This window comes from Nostoc sp. PCC 9305, assembly GCF_963920915.1.
Classification (GTDB): Bacteria; Cyanobacteriota; Cyanobacteriia; order Cyanobacteriales; family Nostocaceae; genus Nostoc.
In genome coordinates this window covers 1-19,937 of sequence record NZ_CAWUDN010000126.1, presented here as the reverse complement: position 1 = coordinate 19,937, position 19,937 = coordinate 1, and the positions used below count along the sequence as shown (strand labels likewise).

Sequence of the window (19,937 nt, the reverse complement as noted above, 5' to 3'; positions counted from 1 at the left end):
AGGGGGATCTTCAACGATTTTGGGTTTTATACAAAGATGTGTGTACACCGTAGCCGCTTGCGGGGAGGGGAGACAAAGCGTAGCTTTGGCAGGGTGGGGTTCTTTCTTATTTTTGATTTATGCAAGAGGTCTATTGTAAGCAAGCAAATAAACATAAATTTCTTTGCGTACCATTGAGGGGATTTTACATCGTAGAATATCCATACCCAAGGTAGTTTTTATATGTCTTAAATCCAGTTCAACATCCCAATATTTACCGTAAAGTCCAACAATTTTGAGAGTAGAATAAATTGATTTATCTAAGAGAGTAGTAATTCAACTAACTCGTTGAGTACGAAAACCAAGAATAACGATGTAGTAGTAAATTTCTCTTACAATTATGGTTTGAGGTAGAGCATCAAATTCATCTTTACTCAATCCTTTTGGACAACTTCTAGGCTTATACCAAGTAACTAATTTGTCGCAATCTCCAACAATTTTACCTTTTCGCATAGTTGTTGTACGAGATTGATGCTTACGAAATACAGCATCGCAATCAAGCTTTTTGATAGTAAACATATCGGAGTAAGCACAAAAACCTCTGTCTCTTATAAGCACATCATTGGTTTTAAGAGAACTGTACAGTTTTCTTGCTAATTTAATATTATGAGTGTTCACAACGTCTATGCATAAAGCAACGACGGCTCCTGTCACCAAACTGAATATCACACCAATTTTTGCAATTGGAAACCCACATCCGGGCTTTTGACTACTTGGCCTTTGGATATTCTTTTTGATTTTCTACGGTGTCCGGCATAGACACTATTGACTCATCTATTACTTTGATATTGCGACCATACTATAAATATTCTTCTGTCACTTTATCTTCTAGATTTTGTACTGAGGAGTTGAACAGTTTTTTTTCTAATAATCTCTCTGGAAGCCTTGCTCTGGCGCAGACAATATCCGCTTGTATCACTTGTTCGCGGAGCGTCTCGAAAAGAAGGAACTTCTACCTCTTCTTCTGCTAAGGTATTTCTTCACAAGATCCTCACATTCTTATTGTAGCTTTCATTGTAACTTTTAAATTGAACTACCTATCTAGGGTTTATCCCGGCTGGCAGGGCTACTCATAGATGACATCTTTGCCAGCGAATATCTCTGAATCAAACTTATAACCGAGGGGATTGATATGGCAGACATTATTGGAGACAACCAGAATAACACTCTAATTGGCACGTTTGAGAATGACGCTATCCTTGGTCAGGGCGGTGATGATAACCTCTTTGGTCGGGGCGGCAATGATGACCTCTTGGGTGGGGCTGGCAATGACTCGCTTAATGGCGAGGACGGCAATGACCTTCTCAATGGTGAGGACGGCGAGAACACCCTGCTTGGTGGGTTAGGCGATGATGTCCTTCTTGGTGGACCTAGCAATGACTTTCTCGATGGCCAAGAGGACGACGATCAACTCCTTGGCAAAGGCGGTGACGACACCCTGCTTGGTGGGTTCGGTAATGATGTTTTCCTTGCTGGATCTGGCAATGACCTTCTCGAAGGTGGGGACGGAGATGACCGACTCGCTGGAGAAGACGGTAAAGATCAACTCTTTGGTGGGGAAGGGTTTGATACGCTCAATGGCGGGGCTGGCGATGACCAGATTGATGGCGAGGATGGCAATGACAACTTGACTGGTGAGGCTGGCGATGACACCCTCCTTGGCGGGGCTGGCCATGACCGACTAGAAGGAGGGGACGGGGATGATAAAATCTTTGGTGGAACTGGCAGTGATACTGCTGACTATTCAAATAGCACTGCCGGCGTAACCGTTAACCTAGCGACTGGAACTGCCAGTGGAGGGGCAGGGAATGATGTCCTGTTTAATATCGAACAAGTCATTGGTTCTGGTTTCAAAGACTTTCTAATTGGCGGGCGCGGTAATGACACCCTCTTTGGTAGAGGTGGCAATGACCTGCTTGATGGTGGGGCTGGCGATGACCTGCTGGATGGCGAGGAAGGCAACGATACTGTCCGTGGTGGGGCTGGCGATGACACCTTGCGTGGTGGGACTGGCAATAACCAACTCTTGGGTGGAATTGGCGTTGATACTGCTGATTATTTCAGTGCCACTGCCGGAGTCACAATTAACCTTGCCACTGGAACCGCTACAGGGCAGGGTAGGAATGATGTCCTGTTGGAGATTGAAAGAATCGTTGGTTCTAGGTTCAATGACACCATCCTTGGCGGAGCTGGCAATGACTTCTTCATCAGTGGTGGGGACGGGAATGACTTTGTCAATGGTGAGGCTGGTAATGACCGCCTCTTTGGCGATAACGGCAATGACACCCTCCTTGGCGGGGCTAACGACGACTTTATCAATGGCGGGTACGGCAATGACTCCCTGCTTGGCGGTAGCGGCATTGACATCCTGCTTGGTGGGGCTGGCAATGACCAACTCTTTGGTGAGGACGGGAGTGACACTCTCATTAGTAGAGAAGGCAATGATACCCTGCTAGGCGGCAGCGGCAATGACATTCTGCTTGGTGGAGACGGGGATGACCAACTCCAAGGTGGAGGCGGGGATGACCAACTCTTTGGTGGGACTGGTATTAATACAGCTGATTATTTAAATGCCACTGCCGGAGTCACTGTTGACCTTAGCACTGGAACTGCTAGTGGGGGAGATGGGAATGATGTCCTGTTCAATATCGAGCAAGTCTTTGGTTCTAGTTTTAACGACTCCCTGATTGGAGGAGGCAGCAGTGATACCCTCTTTGGCAGAGGCGGCAATGACACCTTGCTTGGTGGGGATAGTGATGACTTTCTTGATGGTCAGGAAGGTAATGACCTCATCTTGGGCGAGAATGGGAATGACAGCCTGTTTGGCGGGGCTGGCAATGACCAAATCGAAGGAGGAGAAGGCAATGACACCCTCAGTGGCGGGGTCGGTAATGACACTCTCCTTGGAGGTCCTGGAAATGATGTCCTCATAGGCGTTGATACTAACGGTTCTGATTCTCCTGGATTAGGGGAGGTTGATACCCTAACTGGAGGGCCTGGGGAAGATCGGTTCTTACTTGGAGATGCTACTAATGTCTTTTATGACGATAACAACAGTGGAAATGGTGGTTTGGCAGACTACGCTACCATCAGTGGCTTCAACTCCAACGAAGATACAATCCAGCTCAAAGGAACACTGGCAGACTATCGCTTGCAGACTGTGGGAGCCGATACAAGGGTATTTCTGGACAACTCAGGAGAGCTAGATGAACTCATTGGTGTTGTGCAAGCATCGCCTCTGAAGCTTGATAGTGACGACTTCCTGTTCTACGAGAAAGAAGATGCTGCACAAGGGACAAACAATACACTAGCCACTGCTGAGAAGCTAGGTACTTTAACATCAGGTTCAGAAGTTAATACCTCTGCTCAACTGGCAAGACTTCCAGGGAACAATCCTGATTTCGACTTTTTCACATTTTCTTTAGCTAACCCAGGAACTGTGACTATTAACACGCCGAATTATAGCGGTAACTATCCAGTTCTCGGCCTATTTAATAGTGCCGGAAGCTTACAGAGTTCCAGTACTTCTCAATCAATCACCGCTTCACTAGGGGCAGGTACTTACTCCATTTCAGTAAGTGATTATGATTACTTCCCTCAAAATGGCGGAACTTTCAGTTCTGGCTCTTTTGATCCTGGTTCTTATACGCTAGGAATCACTGTAGCCTAAAGACAAATGGTACTAAGAAAAGCCGAAACAGTCGCCTACGCAGCCAAGCGTCCACTGCTATTAACGAATCAATACTTGTAATGCTTATACAGCATAGTTTACAGCTTTTCTTAGTGCCATTTGCCCTTGTCCCCAAGTCCTCTTTCACATGTCCATTCACTCTAGTCTATGATAATTGCTAAGTGTAAAAACGTAGTATCCTACATATTGGTATCTAAAAATAAATCCAAAATCATGAGGAGAAACCCGATAGCATTACTACTTAGCGGAGTGATTGTCAGCTTTGGACTGTCATCATTGTTAGCTCAAGCACAACAACAGGTTTCTAATGCCCAAGTCGCGGCAATGGTAGAAGCGTTGCGACTAGCTGCACCGCAGACCGGCACCGCAAATGATGGACTTTACAGCCAATGGCAAGTTAAACCAGAAACCTTAAAAGGCTGGTCGAAATATTGTCTCAAAAAAGAACTAACTCCGACGCAGTTTGAAAATAGCCCCGCGAAGGCACGTCAAGTCGTTTCTTGCATCACGCGCCGTGAGTTTAACAAGCAATTTTTCACCAGCAATAATAATGAAACCGCTGCTGTGCGTGGCGTCGGTTGCTGGTGGATGACTGGCAGCTATACAGGCTGCAACAGCGGATTTACTGCTACATATCTTCAAAAAGTTGTGGGTTTTTACCAACAGCAGCGTTCAAAACCAGCAACTACTCCATAGATAAGCTGTTCCACATTTAAATTGCATAATTACGGCGGGCAAGATGCCCACCCCACAAGAGTTATATAAATTTTAGATATGCAAACTAGATGTGGTTTAGCTTATCACCAAATTAATCGCCGCGATGTGGCAATAGAAATATGAGTGAAAAAGAATGTAGAGACGTAGCAGTGCTATGTCTCTACAAGGGTTATGGATAACGCATATTTAAATTTCACCAAATATCTAATGATGAAGCGATCGCAATTAAGTAAAATCAACCCCTATGCGTCTATGTTGACTTTAATACAGAGTTTTAGCTTTAACCCAACCGTATTGAGTTATATCTAAACAAGGGATTGTTTGAACTTTGCCAATGCTGTTAAAATGCATCGATGTCAAAAAAGCAACATTTCTTAAACAAAAAACCCGGTTGGTCTTTGGATGAGCGAGATCCAAAGTTCATAGAATCTCTGATGCCCCTATTTGGGTTTTTGTATCACTACTATTTCCGAGTTCAAACTAGTGGCTGGGAGAATATTCCACCCCAGCAAAAAGTCTTATTTGTTGGTTCGCACAATGGGGGACTCGCAGCCCCAGATATGGCAATGATGATGTACGACTGGTTCCGAAGATTTGGTGTAGAGAAACCCATTTATGGTTTGATGCATCCCAAGGCTTGGCAGGTTAGCACGCCACTAGCGCAACTGGTAGCCAAGGCTGGAGCAATCATCGCCCATCCGAAAATGGCTTACACTGCCTTGCGTTCTGGAGCTAGTGTGTTAGTTTATCCCGGTGGAGCCGAAGATGTCTTCCGACCGCATTATTTACGTAACAAAATCTACCTTGCGGGGCGACAAGGATTTATCAAGTTAGCGTTACGGGAAAATGTGCCGATTGTGCCTGTGATTTCCTGGGGCGCTCACGATACACTTATTGTTATCGCTGACTGCTACAAAGTTGTGCAGCAACTCCACGAGTGGGGGATGCCTTGGCTATTAGGTATCGACCCAGAAGTTTTTCCAATCTATCTCGGACTGCCTTGGGGATTAGCAATTGGGCCATTACCCAATATTCCATTGCCAGTGCCCATGTATACGCGGGTTTGTCCGCCGATTGTATTTGAACGCTACGGCCGTGAAGCAGCTAGCGATCGCTACTATGTCAATGAATGTTATGAATTAGTTGTTAGTCAGATGCAGCAAGAGTTAGATAACTTAATAAAGCTAACTGCTAAGACCAATTCTCTTTAAATAGTTATGAGTTAGAAGTTTTGAATCTTTAACTCCTAACTCCTAACTCCTAACTCCTAACTCCCAACTGTTTTCCTAGCCGCCACTGACTGGCGGAATCAACACAACCTCATCCCCATCTTGTAGTAGGGTATCTGGTTCAACAAATATCAAATTAATCCCAAAACGGGTTATATCGCGCCATTGTGAGAGTTCAGGGTGTTCAGCTATGAGGCGATCGCATACTGCTTTGACTGGCATACTATTAGGAAATTCCAGCACTAGTTCCGAAACCCTAAAGGCTTCTTGATAAGCAGCGAACAATTTTACGGTAACGGTAATTACAGATTTAGACATAGAACATACTTTGGCAGTACGAGCAAGTGTTTTAATAGTTGCCAATAATGTAAACAAATGTTCAACAGAACTTATGTATGTCTTGCTTCCCCGCCCCTTGTGCGTGAAACAAATTTAAGTATACGTGGACATCCTCTAAGCGTACTCCTACGGAGAAGCAAGCTACACGGTAGCATCTCTAAGAGTTGCTATGCCGTTGGCGTACTCTTGCAAGTGTCGCGACAAGCCTCTTGTACCACTTTGTAAAAGCAAGTTACGCATAGCGTCTCCCTTTGTGAAAAGAGAAGGCTTTACGCTGCGCTAGCGTCAATCTAAAATCCCAAATTGTTTAACTATTCAGCATTGAGGATTTTTGGTACTTTGAAAAATTCGCCTTCCTGTTCAGGCGCACTGTTGAGAATACTTTCTCGGTCAGGATAGGGTTGTAATTCATCCTCTCGTGTGATATTGCTGACATCAATTGCACGTGTTGTTGGCAGCACATCACTGACATCAAGTTCATTCAATTGTTCGATATAGTCCAGAATACTTCCCAACTGGGTAGTGAATTGTTTCTCTTCTTCTGGAGTCAATTCTAAACGAGCAAGATTAGCAACTTTGTGAACTTGTTCTTGGTCAATCATAAATAGTCATTTGTCTGTCATTGGTCATTTGTCATTTGTCATTGGTCATTAGTCCTTAGCAAATGACAAAGAACTAATGACTAATGACTAAAAGAATACGTCAATTTGCGATCGCCCAGTAGTTTTCAGCCAGTTTTGAGCTTCGACATAGTTATTGGGGGCCATGCGAATCGCACGAATCCAATAGTCTGCGGCTTGGTCAAAAAGTGCTTCGCCAGCCTCGTTATCTCCAGCTTCTTTTTCTTTTTCGCCTTGATAGTGGTAAATCACAGCGATGTTGTTCAAGGCTTGGGGCATACGTGGGTTTAACTCAATTGCCTGGTGATACAGTTCTAAAGCCTTGCTGTGGTCGCCATTGCTGGCATAGATTAGCCCCATATTGTAGAAAATATAGCCGCGATCGTTGGTATCTTCCTCTAGTGTTAGAGCTTCTTCATAGTATTCCAATGCCTCAGCATATTCCCCTTCCGCTTGGGCCGACATACCATCTCGATAATAAACAAACGCTTCTTTAGCTTTTTTGTTGGTTGGCAGGATCTTCAGAATAATATCCGCCATCACAGTAAAGGATTTGTCAATAAAATTATCGTTTTTTTGTGTTCTTGGCATATTTGTCTCTGGGTATTGGGGACTGGGTATTGGGGACTGGGTATTGGGGACTGGGTATTGAGCAATAATCAATAGTTTTTCTTCCCCTGCTTCCTCATCTCCCCAATCCCCTAGTTCACTCAATAGTTAATTTAACTGATTTGCGGGGGCATTCTTCTCGCTGAGGGGTACGATACATTCTGAACTATTATGTCGAGAGTTGTTTACCAAGGTGCTAACTGGATATGCAGTCATTGCTGGCGCTGGATAGGGACGCAATAGCTGCTGTAGGGTTTGGGCTGTTTGCACTTGAGAATCTAGCCATAAATCGTAATCTTGTGGCTCCAGAATCACTGGCATCCGCTCGTGGATGGGTTGGAGTAATTCGTTAGCTGCCGTTGTCAAAATTGTACAAGAAATTATTTCTTCGTTAGCAGGCGTTCGCCATCTCTCCCACAAACCTGCAAAACCGAAGGGTTGCCCATCTTGAAGACGAAAATAAAATGGCTGTTTCTTACCTTGTTGGCGTTGCCACTCATAAAAGCCATCAGCTAACACTAAACAGCGTCTATGCTTGAAAGCCGAACGAAAAGCGGGTTTTTCGGCAACAGTTTCTGCCCTAGCATTAATCAGCTTTGACCCCATTCCTGCATCTTTCGCCCATGACGGAATTAATCCCCAATGCAACTGCTTAAATTCCCGCTTTTTGCTTTCAGGATTTTGTAACACTGTCGCCACCATTTTCGTAGGCGCAATGTTATATTCGGCTGCCAAATCTGGAACTGACTCGACATGAAAAACTTCAGATAATCCTGCCGCCGAATGGTTTAGAGTAAATCTTCCACACATAGTTTTCTTTTCGACCATTAACTAAATTAAACATCTCAATCTAGAAATAAATAATATTTTTTTTGTTTTCTCGAATAATTTCCTGTAGTACGTTCAGATACTAAATACAAAAAAAATATCCGGTTTTTGGAAAATCTTTTGGTAAAATGTTGTATTTTGAACCTTCACTTCTCAACACATTCATAACTGTATTTTAACATGGAACTACTGCATCTGTACGATTTTTTACCTTCTGGCCATGGTTATAAGATACGTCTTTTATTGACACAACTAGGTATGCCTTTTGAGAGAATAGAGCTTAACATCTTAAAAGGCGAGACTCGAACACCAGAATTTTTAAGTAAAAATCCTAACGGTAAGATACCTGTTCTGGAAATCGAGCCAGGGAAATATTTGGCAGAATCAAATGCCATATTGGTTTATCTGAGTGAAGGTACAGAGTTTTTACCTTATGACCGCTTTTTACGAGCGCAGGTGCTGCAATGGTTATGTTTTGAACAATATAGCCATGAGCCTTTTATTGCTACATCAAGATTTTGGATTTCTATTTTAGGTAAAACTGAAGAATATAGTGAAGCTATTAAACAAAAACGCGAACCAGGCTATGCAGCACTTAGCTTGATGGATAAACATTTAACTTCTCAAGATTTTTTTGTAGGAGAACGTTACACGATTGCTGATATCGCTTTGTTCGCTTACACTCATGTAGCTGATGAAGGTGGGTTTGATTTAACACAATATCCTGCTATCCAAGCTTGGATAGAAAGAGTCAAAAATCAACCAAGGTATATCAGTATTACACAGGCATAAAAATTAGATTTTGCAAGTTTATATCTCTCGTTTCTTGTCTCTAGTAGAAAATGTACTGGGTAGAATGTAGCTCACATTCAGAAGGCAGCAAAGTCTTCACAAAAGATATTATTAAGCAGCAGTTAGGTATTTGTATCAATTTCCATCAGCTTTTGCCGAGAGGAGAAACCTGACTTAATTCTGATATGAGACTTGGGTACATCAAATTTATCTGCTAGTAGTTTAATTAACTCTTCATTAGCCTTACCATCAACTGGGGGCGATTTTAAATAAACAGTCAGACTGCCATCAGGTTGTTCTTCAATTCTTTGCTGTTTTGAATGAGGTTTAACCTTGACTATTTTTTGCATAACCAATTCCGTGTAATTGTCGTAGCCACAACCAACCTAAAACAGAACCCAACACATAATGAGGAAAATCCCACCAAACAAAGGTCGTACCAAGTAACAATTTACCTATCAAGGTGGCACGAATTTGCTCTAATAGTGGCGGATGCCAAAGTTGCAAGAATTCTAGTATACAGGTGATGACAAAAACCCATATAGGAATTTGGATTACCGCTGCTCGACTTCTGAAAAACCAAAATGCGAACAGACACCAAAATATTTCGTAAAATACAGCTGCTCCGTAGTCATTAAACCAGTGATGGGCAGGCCCATTATAATACTTAAACAAAAATCCCATCGGTACAACGATAAGTACAGAAATAAGAATAAATATTGTTTGGTTACGGTATCGAAGCATTTTCTATAGACTTAGAGACTATGCAAGATTTTAGCAACGGAACGACTATAAGTCTCGGTTGGGTACTAGGGAAGACAATATAAGTAAAATTTGGTTAGGGTCTGAATCGCCATTCAAATTTTCAATAGTCCCCAATTTACGCGCTCTGGTTTGGCTTCAGTCCCCTTTCAATCCTACATGGGCTATTGCTCCAAATACAGAGTTGGGATGTATCGATCTATAAGGAAGCAATATATAACTAAATATTCATATTTATCATTCCACAGCATAGATAAATGTTATTTTGTAATTAAATATAATAGTTTTTTAACAAAAAAATGATATTTAAACCTAACTTCATGACAAACACCATCAAGCTAAAAAGCTGACAAAATCAACATTAACCAAACAAATCAATAGATTTTCAAAAATATTTAATTTCAGGTTTACAAACATATATCAATGTATTATAAATCGGATTTATTAAGGATTTTTAAGATTCGATCAAAAAAGTTCGTGTAATCTTATACTTCGTGATAATTAAATAATTACAGCATAGGTTCAAAAAGTTGGGGAAAAACCAAAATATTTGACCTAATTACTTAATAATTTATGTAATAAATTAATGGATTTTCAGAAAATTAATTATCTGATTTTGTAGAGTAAGCGTTTCGCTTTTAACACAAGTCCTGGCTTTTGGGGTCAGCCCACAGTAAGTAGTTGGATATTTTTTCTTGAGAAGTTCCTAACTAAATAGTTAATGTTTTTTAACATGAGATTATGCAAATTACCAGTAATCTACATTGAACTGATAAATAGTTCTTTGATTGATGCTGAACTTGCATATTTAGTGAGAAATTTAGGGAGATAATATGGTTTTCGGTACTACAAATCCTGACACGATAAATGGAAGTTTAGGAAATGACACCATAGTTGGTTGGGCTAGTGGTGGTAACGCCAATAGTGCCTCCGGTAACGATATCTTGAATGGCTTGGCTGGTAATGATTCCCTCGCAGGTGGCACGGCGAACGACAGTCTCAGCGGTGGAGATGGCAATGATACACTTGATGGGGGTTTAGGAAATGACACTTTAAAAGGTGGTGCAGGCAGTGATACCTTTAAAGGCAGTCAGGGTAACGACAACATTGATGGTGGAGATGGCATTGATACCGCAGACTACACTCAACTAGGTCAAACCATTACTTTGTCAGGTGTCGGAACTATTCAAAAAGCTGGAGGATTGGGAAAAGACCTACTCTTTAAAGTAGAAAAGGTTATTGCTAATCCTAAGGTTGCCAACAACACCATAGATGCATCCCAATCTTTGCCTGGGGTATTTATTACCGCTAACCTGCAAACCCAAAGTTTAGTTGCCAATAAGGTTCCTGGTTTGGGAACATTGTCATTTACCGCAGTCAACTTTGATAATATCATCGGCACAAATGCAAATGACATCATTGTTGGCGATAACCAAAATAACCAATTATCCGGTAATAATGGCAATGATACAATTGATGGGGGTTTAGGAAATGACACTTTAAAAGGTGGTGCAGGCAGTGATACCTTTAAAGGCAGTCAGGGTAACGACAACATTGATGGTGGAGATGGCATTGATACCGCAGACTACACTCAACTAGGTCAAACCATTACTTTGTCAGGTGTCGGAACTATTCAAAAAGCTGGAGGATTGGGAAAAGACCTACTCTTTAAAGTAGAAAAGGTTATTGCTAATCCTAAGGTTGCCAACAACACCATAGATGCATCCCAATCTTTGCCTGGGGTATTTATTACCGCTAACCTGCAAACCCAAAGTTTAGTTGCCAATAAGGTTCCTGGTTTGGGAACATTGTCATTTACCGCAGTCAACTTTGATAATGTCATCGGCACAAATGGAAATGACAGCATTACTGGCGACAACCAAAATAACCGATTATCCGGTAATAATGGCAATGACACACTTGACGGCGGTTTAGGTATTGACACTTTGAATGGGGGAGCAGGTGACGATACTTACATTGTTGACACTACTCTTGATACCATTACAGAGGCTGCGAATTCAGGTATAGATAACGTCCGATCTTCTGTAAACTACACATTAGGAGCCAATCTGGAGAACCTGAGGCTGAGGGAAGGTGGCAACATTACCGGGATAGGTAACAGTTTTAACAACTTTCTTTTTGGTAATACTTCTAATAACACTCTAAATGCAAGAGCAGGCGATGATACCCTAGACGGTAATAATGGCGATGATATCCTCAATGGTGAGGACGGCAATGATAGCCTACAAGGCGGGCCCGGCAATGAAATACTCAATGGGGGATCTGGAAATGATATCCTCATCGGTACTTTTCCTGGTAGTCCGTTTCCACCTGGATTAGGGGAAACTGATACCTTAACTGGTGGGGCTGGGCTAGATAGATTTATCCTGGGGGACGCTGAAAATGTTTTCTACGACGATAACAACACTACGAATCCTGGTTTTGGAGACTTGGCTACTATTACTGACTTCGACTCTAGCCAAGACCGAATTGAACTCAACGGATTTTCACAGGATTACCGCTTGCAAGTTGTTGGAAGTAACACACGAATATTCTTAGACAAACCGGGAGCAGAGCAAGATGAGATCATCGGTATTGTGCAGGGGGTAGTAGGTCTCACACTTGATAGTGACAATTTCACTTTTCTATGAGCGGAAAATTTTTTGCCAGACTCAAGCAGTATCGAGCGATGCCTACGGCGGGCTACGCCTACGTAACTCGCTATGATAAACGGGCAACCAACTTTCTAGGTGCAATTTATCTAGCTGCTTCTGTGATTTGGCTCAATTGATGACACGCCCTAGACAAAGGAGTGGGGAGTGGAGAAAAAGTATTTTCCCCACTCCCCAGTACAGACACGATTAATCACGCCTCTCCCACTCCCCATTTTCATAACAATTTATCCAAGGGGTTGATTCTCATCACATTGACGTGAATACTGTAATTCCAACTCGTTTTGCCGTTCTCTACCTCCCCTATACACAACCGGACAAAACTTAGTGTTAGCGCTCATACAATCCATGTGTGGTGTCTTAGCGCATACCACGAGTAGTCCACCCAAAACAAATAACAAACCACAAATTGCAAGCGTATTAACCCAAGAAATTTCCAGCGCTCCGTGAACTACTACCTCTCGCAGCAAAGATACTATTGTTACCTCAACTGCCACTCCTACAGAGATACTATGTTCTTGCAAATAGACCATTAATAGTCGAAATAACTCGACTAAAATCAACACAAATAGTATTTTTGCAGTCACATGTTTATAGTCTAGTGGCTGCGTGAGGGCAATAGCTATCCCCCACAATTGGATTAGCATGACGGCGAACAAACCCAAACATAAAACAATCACAATTAAGTCTTGAAAGGCTTCCATGTTGCGAACAATTGATTGCCGATCAAGCCAGCGATCGCTAAATAAAAATCGACTTTTCTGGCGCTTTTGCATGTACATTTTTCCAATCGGGACAAGTTCAGACAACACCAGCGAGTCAACCCAATAGTTTTATGTTATGCAATATTAAGTTTTTCTGCCTCAGCGAGGTTGGTAATTTAAATTTTGTGCTTGTTGTAACAATTGCTCGGCATTTTTCGCCCACTGGGGATTTTTTTGAGCATTGTATAAATCTCTAGCAAATTGCAATACTTGTACTGCATCGCCATATTGCTGTAACTGCATAAAAACTAACCCAGCACCATAATAAGCATTGGGATAGTTAGAGTTAGCTTCGGCTGATTTTCTAAAAGCCTCTAATGCTTCTTGTAATTTACTTTGTTGAAAAAAAATTGAGCCGAGATTGTAGTAAGCTTCTGGATACTTGGGATTAATTTTTAATGCCTGATAAAATGCACTTCTTGCCTGATCGAGTTTACCTTTTTGAAGATAGCACATCCCTATATGGTAAGGAGGTTCTGGTGCATTTTTGCTATATTCTACGGCTTTTTTAAAAGATGCGATCGCTTGTTCGCAATCTTGTTGCTGTTCTCGTACTAATCCCAAGTTATAGTGGGCAAATCCGAGTTTAGGATCGAGTTCTAAGGCGCGTTGCAAATAATCGTTAGCTAACTTTAAATTATTCCCTTCTAACAAAGCTCCGCCTAAATTAGCAAAAGCTGGAGCAAATTTCGGATCGGCTTGCGTTGCTCGATAAAATGCATCCGCAGAGGGTTGTAATTGTCCCGTTTGTCGGTATGCTAGCCCCAGATTATAGTACGCTGGTGCCAATGCCGAATCTAATTTAGCTGCTTGTTTAAAGGCAGCGATCGCATCTTGTACCCTTCCCGCCTGAATTGCTTGTAAGCCTTGGTTTAACCAGTCTACAGCAGTTTTAGGATTAGACTGTGCTAGCTTTGAGGCGACAGGAGGAGATAGAGCAAGAGAGGGAGAGGAAATACTCATAATCAGCATCAAACTTACTAACCCTGCTATGCGATATTTAAAGAATGATAATCTCATTGATTTTCTGACTCGCAACACTTCAGTTAAATTTACTTGATAAAAAGTTTTTTACAAAAGTTTTTGATTCGGGATAAAAATTTGCGATCCTTAACTTTTCTTAAGCTAAATCTTACGACAGGCTACAATTTTTTTAACTTTCGATTAAAGGGAGGATAATAACGAATTAAAGAAGGGGTAATTTTGACTCCAGAGAACCATTTTTTTATCCCTTGATATATACAGAATCATGCGGTTATGAATGAATTACCGCAAGGGAGGTTTTTATGAACGAAAAAGTAAAATCGGGTTCGCGGAACGTTGCAATTGTCGGGCCTTATTTAAGTGGAAAAACCACTTTACTAGAAAGCTTGTTATTTGTCACAGGGGCAATTTCCCGCAAAGGCAATATTAAGGACAGCAATACAGTGGGAGATAGTGCAGCCGAGTCGCGCGATCGCCACATGAGTGTAGAAGTCAGCGCCGCTAGCACTGAGTATAACGGCATTCGCTTCACATTTATTGACTGTCCGGGAAGCGTAGAATTTGCCCAAGAAACGTACAATGCTTTAATCGGAGTCGATGCAGCAATTGTAGTTTGCGAACCCATCCGCGAACGAGTCCTCACTTTAGCCCCTCTATTTAAATTCCTAGACGATTGGGAAATTCCCCACCTCGTTTTCGTCAACAAAATGGATCGGGCAAATATTCACGTACTAGAAACGTTACACGCCCTGAAAGCAGTATCTAGCCGTCCCCTGGTAGCGCATCAATATCCCATTATGAACGGGGAACAACTCACCGGCTTTATTGATATGGTGAGCGAACAGGCATATCAATATCATCCAGGCGCACCTGCCGATCCCATTCCTTTCCCCGAAAGTTTAAAAGAAGAAGAACATACAGCACGGGCAGAAATGCTCGAAGCCTTAGCAAATTTTGATGACCATTTACTCGAAGAACTTTTAGAAGACATCGAACCATCCCAAGAAGAAATCCTCAAAGATTTAAAAATGGAATTAGGGGCAGATTTGGTAGTGCCCGTTTTCTTTGGTGTGGCAGAACAAGATTATGGTGTTAGACCTTTATTAGAAGCCTTGTTACGAGAAGCGCCCGAACCAGAAACCACAGCAGAACGTCGTTTAACAAACATCAAAGGTGATAAACCTCTAGCACAGGTATTAAAAACTTTCTACACTCCCCAAGGTGGCAAACTTTCTCTGGTACGTGTTTGGCGGGGCAAATTAACTGATGGCATTATCCTCAATGGCATCCGCACTGGTGGAATTTACCGTCTCATGGGGCAACAACAGCAGTTCGTTAATGAAGTTGGTGCTGGTGAAATTGTCGCATTGAGCCGTTTAGAAGGCATTAAGACAGGCGATACACTCTCCACAGAACAGCAATCGGCGATGGAATTACCTAAAGCTGTACAGTTGGAACCTGTGTATGCCCTCGCCATCACACCAGAAAAGCGCAACGATGAAGTTAAACTCAGCAGTGCCATTACCAAGTTGTTAGAAGAAGACTCTTCACTGGCTTGGGAACAACACGGCGACACCCACGAAGTTATCTTGTGGGGTCAAGGCGAGATTCATTTGCAAGTAACTCTAGATAGACTGCGCCGCAAATATAACTTGCCAATGACAACCCACTTGCCGCAAGTGCCTTACAAAGAAACCATCCGTAAAACGGTGGCTTCAGTTCATGGGCGCTACAAACATCAAAGCGGTGGTCACGGACAGTTTGGTGATGTTTTTCTCGAAATCAAGCCTTTACCACGCGGTACAGGTTTCAACTTTAATGAAACTATTGTCGGCGGCGTGGTTCCGAAACAGTACATTCCCGGCGTAGAAATGGGCGTGCGGGAATTTTTGACACACGGGCCTTTGGGCTTCCCAATAGTGGATTTAGCGGTAACTCTGACTAATGGTTCGTATCACAACGTTGACAGTTCCGAACAAGCCTTTAAACAAGCTGCCCGATTGGCAATGCAAACAGGGATATCCCAAGCGGAACCTACCTTGTTAGAACCAATTCTGCGGGTAGATGTTACCACACCGAGCGAATTTACCTCCAAAGTGCTGCAACTGTTGAGTGGTAGACGGGGGCAAATTTTAGGCTATGAGGGGAAAAACGATTGGCAAGGCTGGGATAATGTTTCTGCATACTTGCCACAAGCAGAGATGCAGAATTTTATTGTAGAGCTGCGATCGCTCACCTTGGGCGTTGGTTCCTTCCACTGGGAATATGACCATCTCCAGGAAGTGCCGGAAAAACTCGCCGAACGTGTCATTCACAGCAATGGCAATGGTGGTAACGGTAACGGTAACGGCAAGTAATTTTGGATTTGTCTGAAATCAAAGCCCTGCACTTTTAAATGCAGGGCTTTTTGTTAATGAATATTTAATACATTTTGCACATGCTGTTGAAATGCTAATCCTTCTTTACCCCAACGGGTTTGGAATTTTTGTAGATTTTCCAATTTTATTGCTTTTCCAAATGGAGGAAAATAAATGGAACAATTAAATACTTTTTTGTTTTCTGGAGGATTCTCCCAATTATCCGTCATCCAAATCACTTGGACAAGGCGATAAATATTAAATTCATTTCCAGCATTTTTATCAGGATAAAGTTGCTTATTCAGCATTTTAACAATGTGCGTTACTTTGCTACGTTGTCTTAAAATAATCAGTTCACCTTCTTGTGGGGTCTGGGCATTTTTTTCGTCTCTACATTTTAAATTTCTCCAATGTAAGGCGAAAATTTTTAGTTCTGGATATATAGAAACGATGTTTTTATAAGCCCAATCTTCACCATTTAAAGGTTTTACATTTTTAGTCCAAATTAATCCATTTAAATCCATAACTATTTTACAATCTTGTTTTAAAAGAGAAGCTACAGTAATAGTTTTCCCGAAAATATTGCTAAAATAACAAAATTTTGTTTTTGTAAATATCACCAAGGCTGAGATTCCCGACTTCTTTTACAAGTCGGGAATCTTTTTCAATCTATAAAAGGATTCGTAAACCGCACGCCCTCAACCATTGCACCTGATGCAAAATCCTCAGTGTAAACTTCTTCAATTTGGTTAAGTCGCGCCGTTGCCCAAATTTGCGCGTCCCAAAACCCAAAGTGATGAGTTTCCACACCGCGAATTGCTTCTAAGGAAATGAGCCGTGTAATATCAACGACATGGCAAGCAGCTAAATAGTTACGCATTCGCATCAGCGCTTCAGCCGGAGTTAACAACAATCGCCGAGTCCGGGTTGTGGCCATAAAAAACTCTCCCAACACCTGGGTACTAATTACTGCCTTGCCAGAACGAATCAATTGGTCAGTAAGTGCGATTGCGCGTTCCTGTTTTGCGGTATCTAGTGGATCGTAGATGTAAACGAGAATGTTGGTATCAAGTAGAATCCTACCGTTCATAGAGGTCTTCACGCTGCCAGTCCCGACCTCCAAGTTGAGCAGGTCGAGTTTTGATTTGATCGATAAATTCTCTTTCGGCTTCCCACATTGCAAGATTGGTTTGGGGTGCAGTTATTTCACCAAGATGAAGGTCAATAGCTTGGCGAATAATCTCTGCTTCACTTACACCCGCTTGTTGAGCGATCGCTTTTAGCAGATATTCTTGATGCGGTTCAATATAAATCTGCTTACGAATTTTACTCGACACAATTTAAATTGTATATAATGTATACATTGCATTATACATTACTTTTTAGTAAGGTGCGTAGGCATCGCTCCAAGGCTGAGATTGCTGACTTCTAATAAAAGTTGGGAATCTTTTTTAATCTGTAAAAGGATTCGTAAATCTCTAACTTGTCTGAAATGATATGAGTTTCATAAAAGCATTTGGGAATTATGTGATTAAGTACATTCGTCTTAACTACACACAAAAAACTCATGGGTTTTCTAGTCTCTCTTGTAACTAGCCTAATTGCAATTCTCGTTTATCTCAATACAGATAGGATATCTAGTGAAAGGTCACGTTTAGCAATACGTGGAATTATGATATTAATTGGCAGTATTGTAGTACTAAATTCTTTTTCTAGACTTTTGGTGATTGTCCCGCCTGGTAATGTCGGTGTCGTCAATCTCTTTGGTGAGGTTTCCGAAACTACTCTTAATCCTGGTGTCCACTTGCTTAACCCCTTTAGCAAGGTGCTGAATTTTTCTACTCGAATTAAGGATATAAAAGAAAATGTAGATGCAACATCCCAAGAAGGTTTGAGCCTAAATCTTGATGTCAGCCTTCAGTACAAGCTCGATCCGCAAAAGGCAGCTACAGTCTATAAAACAATTGGAACTGATGAAACACAACTGGTGATTTCCAGATTCCGCTCTACCGTCCGCGCCATCACGGCAAATTACCCAGCCAATGCTATTTACTCTACCAAACGCCAAGAAATCGCCCAAAAAATTGACCAACAACTCACCCAAGAGATACCGGCTTTGGGTTTCATCGTTGAGGAAGCTCTTTTAAGAAACATCAAAATGCCTGATACTCTACAAGCTGCAATTCAAAACAAACTCAAGACAGAGCAAGAAAATCAGCAGATGAAATTTGTTTTAGAGAAAGAGCGTCAAGAGGCAGAACGAAAGCTGATTGAAGCGCGAGGTATAGCTGATTCCCAAAAAATTCTCTCTGGTGGGCTTACTAACCAAGTGCTACAATTACGAGCAATTGAAGCCACAGAAAAGCTAGCTAAATCTAATAATTCTAAGCTGGTAATTATTGGTTCTGAAAAAGGCGCAGTGCCTATTATGATCCAGCCATAAACAGGAACCTCAAAGCCATAAAATTTTCTGATCAAGTCAATGGCTTGAGAGAATTTCAATTGTATGGAGTATACATTATTTGCTACGTTTACTCTTGGCGTTGGTTTTTTCCACTGAGAATATGACAATCTCCAGGAAGTGCCGGAAAAGCTGGCTGAATGTGTCATTCAAAATAATAATACCAATTTAGTAAAATCCTTCTTCTAAAATTATTAAAGTTAGTTAAGCTTACGAACTACGAATTAATAATGCAATTTGATACCCAACTGCTACCACGTATTAATGCCACAGCTAAAAGAGAAAATGGTAAACAATATTATGTAGATACCAAGGGAAATCGCTTTCCCAGTGTTACTACAATACTTAATGCCACTAAATCACAAGCAGACAGAGACAGATTATTAAACTGGAAAGCGCGTGTTGGTACAGAAGAAGCTACCCGCATTACTACAAGCGCTAGTCGTCGGGGAACCCAAACACACAAACAAATTGAGCGCTACCTCCTTGGCCAAAACCCTGTTTGTCCCGAAGCAAGTCGCCCTTATTGGGAGAGTATCAAGCCAGTTTTACAAGAAATCGACACAGTTAGACTGGTGGAAGGCTCAGTTTTCCATCATAATTTGAGTTATTCTGGCAAAGTTGATTGTATTGCCAGCTATCAAGGTATTCCCTGTATTTGCGAGTGGAAAACAGCAGACAAACCCAAAGGTTCAATTGAGCATTTATATGAACATCCACTACAACTTACGGCATACATAGGAGCAGCTAACGAATATTATCAAGATTATGGCATTCAGCTAAAGCACGCTCTGTTAGTAATAGCGATTCCAGAAATGCCAGCTGAGGTATTTTGGTTTGAATCAGCAGTTATTCAAGATTACTGGGAACAGTGGGAAAAAAGAGTTGCTGAATATTGGGAACGCAGAAGCGTTTGGGGTTAGCCAGTGGAATTGTACAATTACCGAAATTGGAACCCCGCTTCCATTCCTCTCCCCGAAAGGTCGAGAGACTTTGATTCTTGCTCCCCTTCCCTTATAGGCTATCCATTACCCGCATCTTTCTTAACATTGTTGTAAGGCAGACTGTGAGGG

The 19,937-nt window shown here is 41.9% G+C and carries 22 protein-coding genes; 9 read left to right on the top strand and 13 right to left on the bottom strand.

The features are described 5' to 3' along the window. Nucleotides 1–117: 117 nt before the first annotated feature. Entirely contained in the window at nt 118–273 is a 156-nt protein-coding gene (locus ACM0OX_RS31015) for a hypothetical protein (RefSeq protein ID WP_414518834.1), read from the bottom strand. Nucleotides 274–315: 42 nt separating this feature from the next. Continuing rightward, nucleotides 316–558 (bottom strand): hypothetical protein, encoded by a 243-nt coding sequence (locus ACM0OX_RS31010; protein ID WP_414518832.1) that lies wholly within the window; start codon nt 556–558, stop codon nt 316–318. Between the two features lie 613 nt (nt 559–1,171). Between ACM0OX_RS31010 and ACM0OX_RS31005 the strand changes: the two genes are divergently transcribed. The 3 genes from ACM0OX_RS31005 (at nt 1,172) to ACM0OX_RS30995 (ending at nt 5,658) form a co-directional block, all read left to right on the top strand. Then, nucleotides 1,172–3,709 carry a calcium-binding protein gene (locus ACM0OX_RS31005; RefSeq protein ID WP_414518831.1) on the top strand — a complete coding sequence of 846 codons (2,538 nt, stop codon included), beginning with the start codon at nt 1,172–1,174 and terminating at the stop codon, nt 3,707–3,709. Nucleotides 3,710–3,943: 234 nt separating this feature from the next. Beyond that, a complete protein-coding gene (locus tag ACM0OX_RS31000; protein WP_414518830.1) occupies nt 3,944–4,426 on the top strand; it encodes a hypothetical protein in 483 nt (160 codons plus the stop codon). A gap of 374 nt (nt 4,427–4,800) precedes the next feature. Then, on the top strand, nt 4,801–5,658 hold the full coding sequence (locus ACM0OX_RS30995; RefSeq protein WP_414518829.1) for a lysophospholipid acyltransferase family protein: 858 nt from the start codon (nt 4,801–4,803) through the stop codon (nt 5,656–5,658). Between the two features lie 75 nt (nt 5,659–5,733). On the opposite strand, the gene ACM0OX_RS30990 is transcribed toward ACM0OX_RS30995, so the two are convergent. The 4 genes from ACM0OX_RS30990 to ACM0OX_RS30975 all read right to left on the bottom strand — a co-directional run bounded on the left by ACM0OX_RS30990 (nt 5,734) and on the right by ACM0OX_RS30975 (nt 8,054). Further along, the gene (locus ACM0OX_RS30990; RefSeq protein ID WP_099103963.1) at nt 5,734–5,994 is read right to left on the bottom strand and encodes a MoaD/ThiS family protein; all 261 of its coding nucleotides are present in this window, start codon (nt 5,992–5,994) and stop codon (nt 5,734–5,736) included. A 332-nt stretch (nt 5,995–6,326) separates the two neighbouring features. After that, nucleotides 6,327–6,617, bottom strand: coding sequence for an Asp-tRNA(Asn)/Glu-tRNA(Gln) amidotransferase subunit GatC (gene gatC, locus ACM0OX_RS30985; RefSeq protein ID WP_094347614.1), 291 nt, complete (start codon nt 6,615–6,617; stop codon nt 6,327–6,329). Nucleotides 6,618–6,704: 87 nt separating this feature from the next. Next, complete coding sequence (locus ACM0OX_RS30980; protein WP_335058361.1) at nt 6,705–7,226, bottom strand: photosystem I assembly protein Ycf3; 522 nt, start codon at nt 7,224–7,226, stop codon at nt 6,705–6,707. Nucleotides 7,227–7,352: 126 nt separating this feature from the next. Further along, the gene (locus ACM0OX_RS30975; RefSeq protein ID WP_414518828.1) at nt 7,353–8,054 is read right to left on the bottom strand and encodes an SOS response-associated peptidase; all 702 of its coding nucleotides are present in this window, start codon (nt 8,052–8,054) and stop codon (nt 7,353–7,355) included. Between the two features lie 198 nt (nt 8,055–8,252). Here ACM0OX_RS30975 and ACM0OX_RS30970 point away from each other — a divergent pair, with 198 nt between their 5' ends. Then, the gene (locus ACM0OX_RS30970) at nt 8,253–8,864 is read left to right on the top strand and encodes a glutathione S-transferase family protein (RefSeq protein WP_414518827.1); all 612 of its coding nucleotides are present in this window, start codon (nt 8,253–8,255) and stop codon (nt 8,862–8,864) included. A 122-nt stretch (nt 8,865–8,986) separates the two neighbouring features. On the opposite strand, the gene ACM0OX_RS30965 is transcribed toward ACM0OX_RS30970, so the two are convergent. Both ACM0OX_RS30965 and ACM0OX_RS30960 read right to left on the bottom strand, forming a co-directional pair. Continuing rightward, a complete protein-coding gene (locus ACM0OX_RS30965; protein WP_414518826.1) occupies nt 8,987–9,214 on the bottom strand; it encodes a DUF167 domain-containing protein in 228 nt (75 codons plus the stop codon). Continuing rightward, nucleotides 9,192–9,608, bottom strand: coding sequence for a DUF2809 domain-containing protein (locus ACM0OX_RS30960; RefSeq protein ID WP_335155138.1), 417 nt, complete (start codon nt 9,606–9,608; stop codon nt 9,192–9,194). Before ACM0OX_RS30960 ends, ACM0OX_RS30965 begins: the two co-directional genes overlap by 23 nt. Nucleotides 9,609–10,459: 851 nt before the next feature. Between ACM0OX_RS30960 and ACM0OX_RS30955 the strand changes: the two genes are divergently transcribed. Further along, nucleotides 10,460–12,277 carry a calcium-binding protein gene (locus tag ACM0OX_RS30955; RefSeq protein ID WP_414518825.1) on the top strand — a complete coding sequence of 606 codons (1,818 nt, stop codon included), beginning with the start codon at nt 10,460–10,462 and terminating at the stop codon, nt 12,275–12,277. Then, on the top strand, nt 12,274–12,417 hold the full coding sequence (locus ACM0OX_RS30950) for a hypothetical protein (protein WP_414518835.1): 144 nt from the start codon (nt 12,274–12,276) through the stop codon (nt 12,415–12,417). The genes ACM0OX_RS30955 and ACM0OX_RS30950 overlap by 4 nt, the downstream gene beginning before the upstream one ends. A gap of 108 nt (nt 12,418–12,525) precedes the next feature. On the opposite strand, the gene ACM0OX_RS30945 is transcribed toward ACM0OX_RS30950, so the two are convergent. Continuing rightward, nucleotides 12,526–13,080 (bottom strand): phosphate-starvation-inducible PsiE family protein, encoded by a 555-nt coding sequence (locus tag ACM0OX_RS30945; RefSeq protein ID WP_190240812.1) that lies wholly within the window; start codon nt 13,078–13,080, stop codon nt 12,526–12,528. Between the two features lie 81 nt (nt 13,081–13,161). After that, entirely contained in the window at nt 13,162–14,082 is a 921-nt protein-coding gene (locus tag ACM0OX_RS30940) for a tetratricopeptide repeat protein (protein ID WP_414518824.1), read from the bottom strand. A 266-nt stretch (nt 14,083–14,348) separates the two neighbouring features. On the opposite strand from ACM0OX_RS30940, the gene ACM0OX_RS30935 reads away from it, so the two are divergent. Then, nucleotides 14,349–16,403, top strand: a complete 2,055-nt coding sequence (locus ACM0OX_RS30935) for an elongation factor G (RefSeq protein ID WP_414518823.1) — start codon at nt 14,349–14,351, stop codon at nt 16,401–16,403. Nucleotides 16,404–16,456: 53 nt separating this feature from the next. Here ACM0OX_RS30935 and ACM0OX_RS30930 read toward each other — a convergent pair whose 3' ends face one another. The 3 genes from ACM0OX_RS30930 to ACM0OX_RS30920 are packed head-to-tail and all read right to left on the bottom strand — an operon-like array spanning nt 16,457 to nt 17,740. After that, nucleotides 16,457–17,023 (bottom strand): hypothetical protein, encoded by a 567-nt coding sequence (locus ACM0OX_RS30930; RefSeq protein WP_414518833.1) that lies wholly within the window; start codon nt 17,021–17,023, stop codon nt 16,457–16,459. Between the two features lie 44 nt (nt 17,024–17,067). Next, nucleotides 17,068–17,493, bottom strand: a complete 426-nt coding sequence (locus tag ACM0OX_RS30925) for a PIN domain-containing protein (protein WP_414518822.1) — start codon at nt 17,491–17,493, stop codon at nt 17,068–17,070. Next, the gene (locus ACM0OX_RS30920; protein ID WP_414518821.1) at nt 17,483–17,740 is read right to left on the bottom strand and encodes a ribbon-helix-helix domain-containing protein; all 258 of its coding nucleotides are present in this window, start codon (nt 17,738–17,740) and stop codon (nt 17,483–17,485) included. Before ACM0OX_RS30920 ends, ACM0OX_RS30925 begins: the two co-directional genes overlap by 11 nt. A gap of 230 nt (nt 17,741–17,970) precedes the next feature. Here ACM0OX_RS30920 and ACM0OX_RS30915 point away from each other — a divergent pair, with 230 nt between their 5' ends. Together ACM0OX_RS30915 and ACM0OX_RS30910 are read left to right on the top strand one after the other, a co-directional pair. Then, nucleotides 17,971–18,846, top strand: coding sequence for a prohibitin family protein (locus tag ACM0OX_RS30915; RefSeq protein WP_414518820.1), 876 nt, complete (start codon nt 17,971–17,973; stop codon nt 18,844–18,846). 248 nt (nt 18,847–19,094) lie between these two features. Continuing rightward, nucleotides 19,095–19,787 carry a PD-(D/E)XK nuclease family protein gene (locus tag ACM0OX_RS30910; protein WP_414518819.1) on the top strand — a complete coding sequence of 231 codons (693 nt, stop codon included), beginning with the start codon at nt 19,095–19,097 and terminating at the stop codon, nt 19,785–19,787. Nucleotides 19,788–19,937: the final 150 nt, after the last annotated feature.

What these genes read in the sequence shown, in the direction of transcription:
- ACM0OX_RS31010 (WP_414518832.1), bottom strand. Translation starts at nt 558, where the DNA reads ATGTTTACTATCAAAAAGCTTGATTGCGATGCTGTATTTCGTAAGCAT.
- ACM0OX_RS31005 (WP_414518831.1), top strand. Translation starts at nt 1,172, where the DNA reads ATGGCAGACATTATTGGAGACAACCAGAATAACACTCTAATTGGCACG.
- ACM0OX_RS31000 (WP_414518830.1), top strand. Translation starts at nt 3,944, where the DNA reads ATGAGGAGAAACCCGATAGCATTACTACTTAGCGGAGTGATTGTCAGC.
- ACM0OX_RS30995 (WP_414518829.1), top strand. Translation starts at nt 4,801, where the DNA reads ATGTCAAAAAAGCAACATTTCTTAAACAAAAAACCCGGTTGGTCTTTG.
- ACM0OX_RS30990 (WP_099103963.1), bottom strand. Translation starts at nt 5,994, where the DNA reads ATGTCTAAATCTGTAATTACCGTTACCGTAAAATTGTTCGCTGCTTAT.
- gatC (WP_094347614.1), bottom strand. Translation starts at nt 6,617, where the DNA reads ATGATTGACCAAGAACAAGTTCACAAAGTTGCTAATCTTGCTCGTTTA.
- ACM0OX_RS30980 (WP_335058361.1), bottom strand. Translation starts at nt 7,226, where the DNA reads ATGCCAAGAACACAAAAAAACGATAATTTTATTGACAAATCCTTTACT.
- ACM0OX_RS30975 (WP_414518828.1), bottom strand. Translation starts at nt 8,054, where the DNA reads ATGTGTGGAAGATTTACTCTAAACCATTCGGCGGCAGGATTATCTGAA.
- ACM0OX_RS30970 (WP_414518827.1), top strand. Translation starts at nt 8,253, where the DNA reads ATGGAACTACTGCATCTGTACGATTTTTTACCTTCTGGCCATGGTTAT.
- ACM0OX_RS30965 (WP_414518826.1), bottom strand. Translation starts at nt 9,214, where the DNA reads ATGCAAAAAATAGTCAAGGTTAAACCTCATTCAAAACAGCAAAGAATT.
- ACM0OX_RS30960 (WP_335155138.1), bottom strand. Translation starts at nt 9,608, where the DNA reads ATGCTTCGATACCGTAACCAAACAATATTTATTCTTATTTCTGTACTT.
- ACM0OX_RS30955 (WP_414518825.1), top strand. Translation starts at nt 10,460, where the DNA reads ATGGTTTTCGGTACTACAAATCCTGACACGATAAATGGAAGTTTAGGA.
- ACM0OX_RS30950 (WP_414518835.1), top strand. Translation starts at nt 12,274, where the DNA reads ATGAGCGGAAAATTTTTTGCCAGACTCAAGCAGTATCGAGCGATGCCT.
- ACM0OX_RS30945 (WP_190240812.1), bottom strand. Translation starts at nt 13,080, where the DNA reads ATGTACATGCAAAAGCGCCAGAAAAGTCGATTTTTATTTAGCGATCGC.
- ACM0OX_RS30940 (WP_414518824.1), bottom strand. Translation starts at nt 14,082, where the DNA reads ATGAGATTATCATTCTTTAAATATCGCATAGCAGGGTTAGTAAGTTTG.
- ACM0OX_RS30935 (WP_414518823.1), top strand. Translation starts at nt 14,349, where the DNA reads ATGAACGAAAAAGTAAAATCGGGTTCGCGGAACGTTGCAATTGTCGGG.
- ACM0OX_RS30925 (WP_414518822.1), bottom strand. Translation starts at nt 17,493, where the DNA reads ATGAACGGTAGGATTCTACTTGATACCAACATTCTCGTTTACATCTAC.
- ACM0OX_RS30915 (WP_414518820.1), top strand. Translation starts at nt 17,971, where the DNA reads ATGGGTTTTCTAGTCTCTCTTGTAACTAGCCTAATTGCAATTCTCGTT.
- ACM0OX_RS30910 (WP_414518819.1), top strand. Translation starts at nt 19,095, where the DNA reads ATGCAATTTGATACCCAACTGCTACCACGTATTAATGCCACAGCTAAA.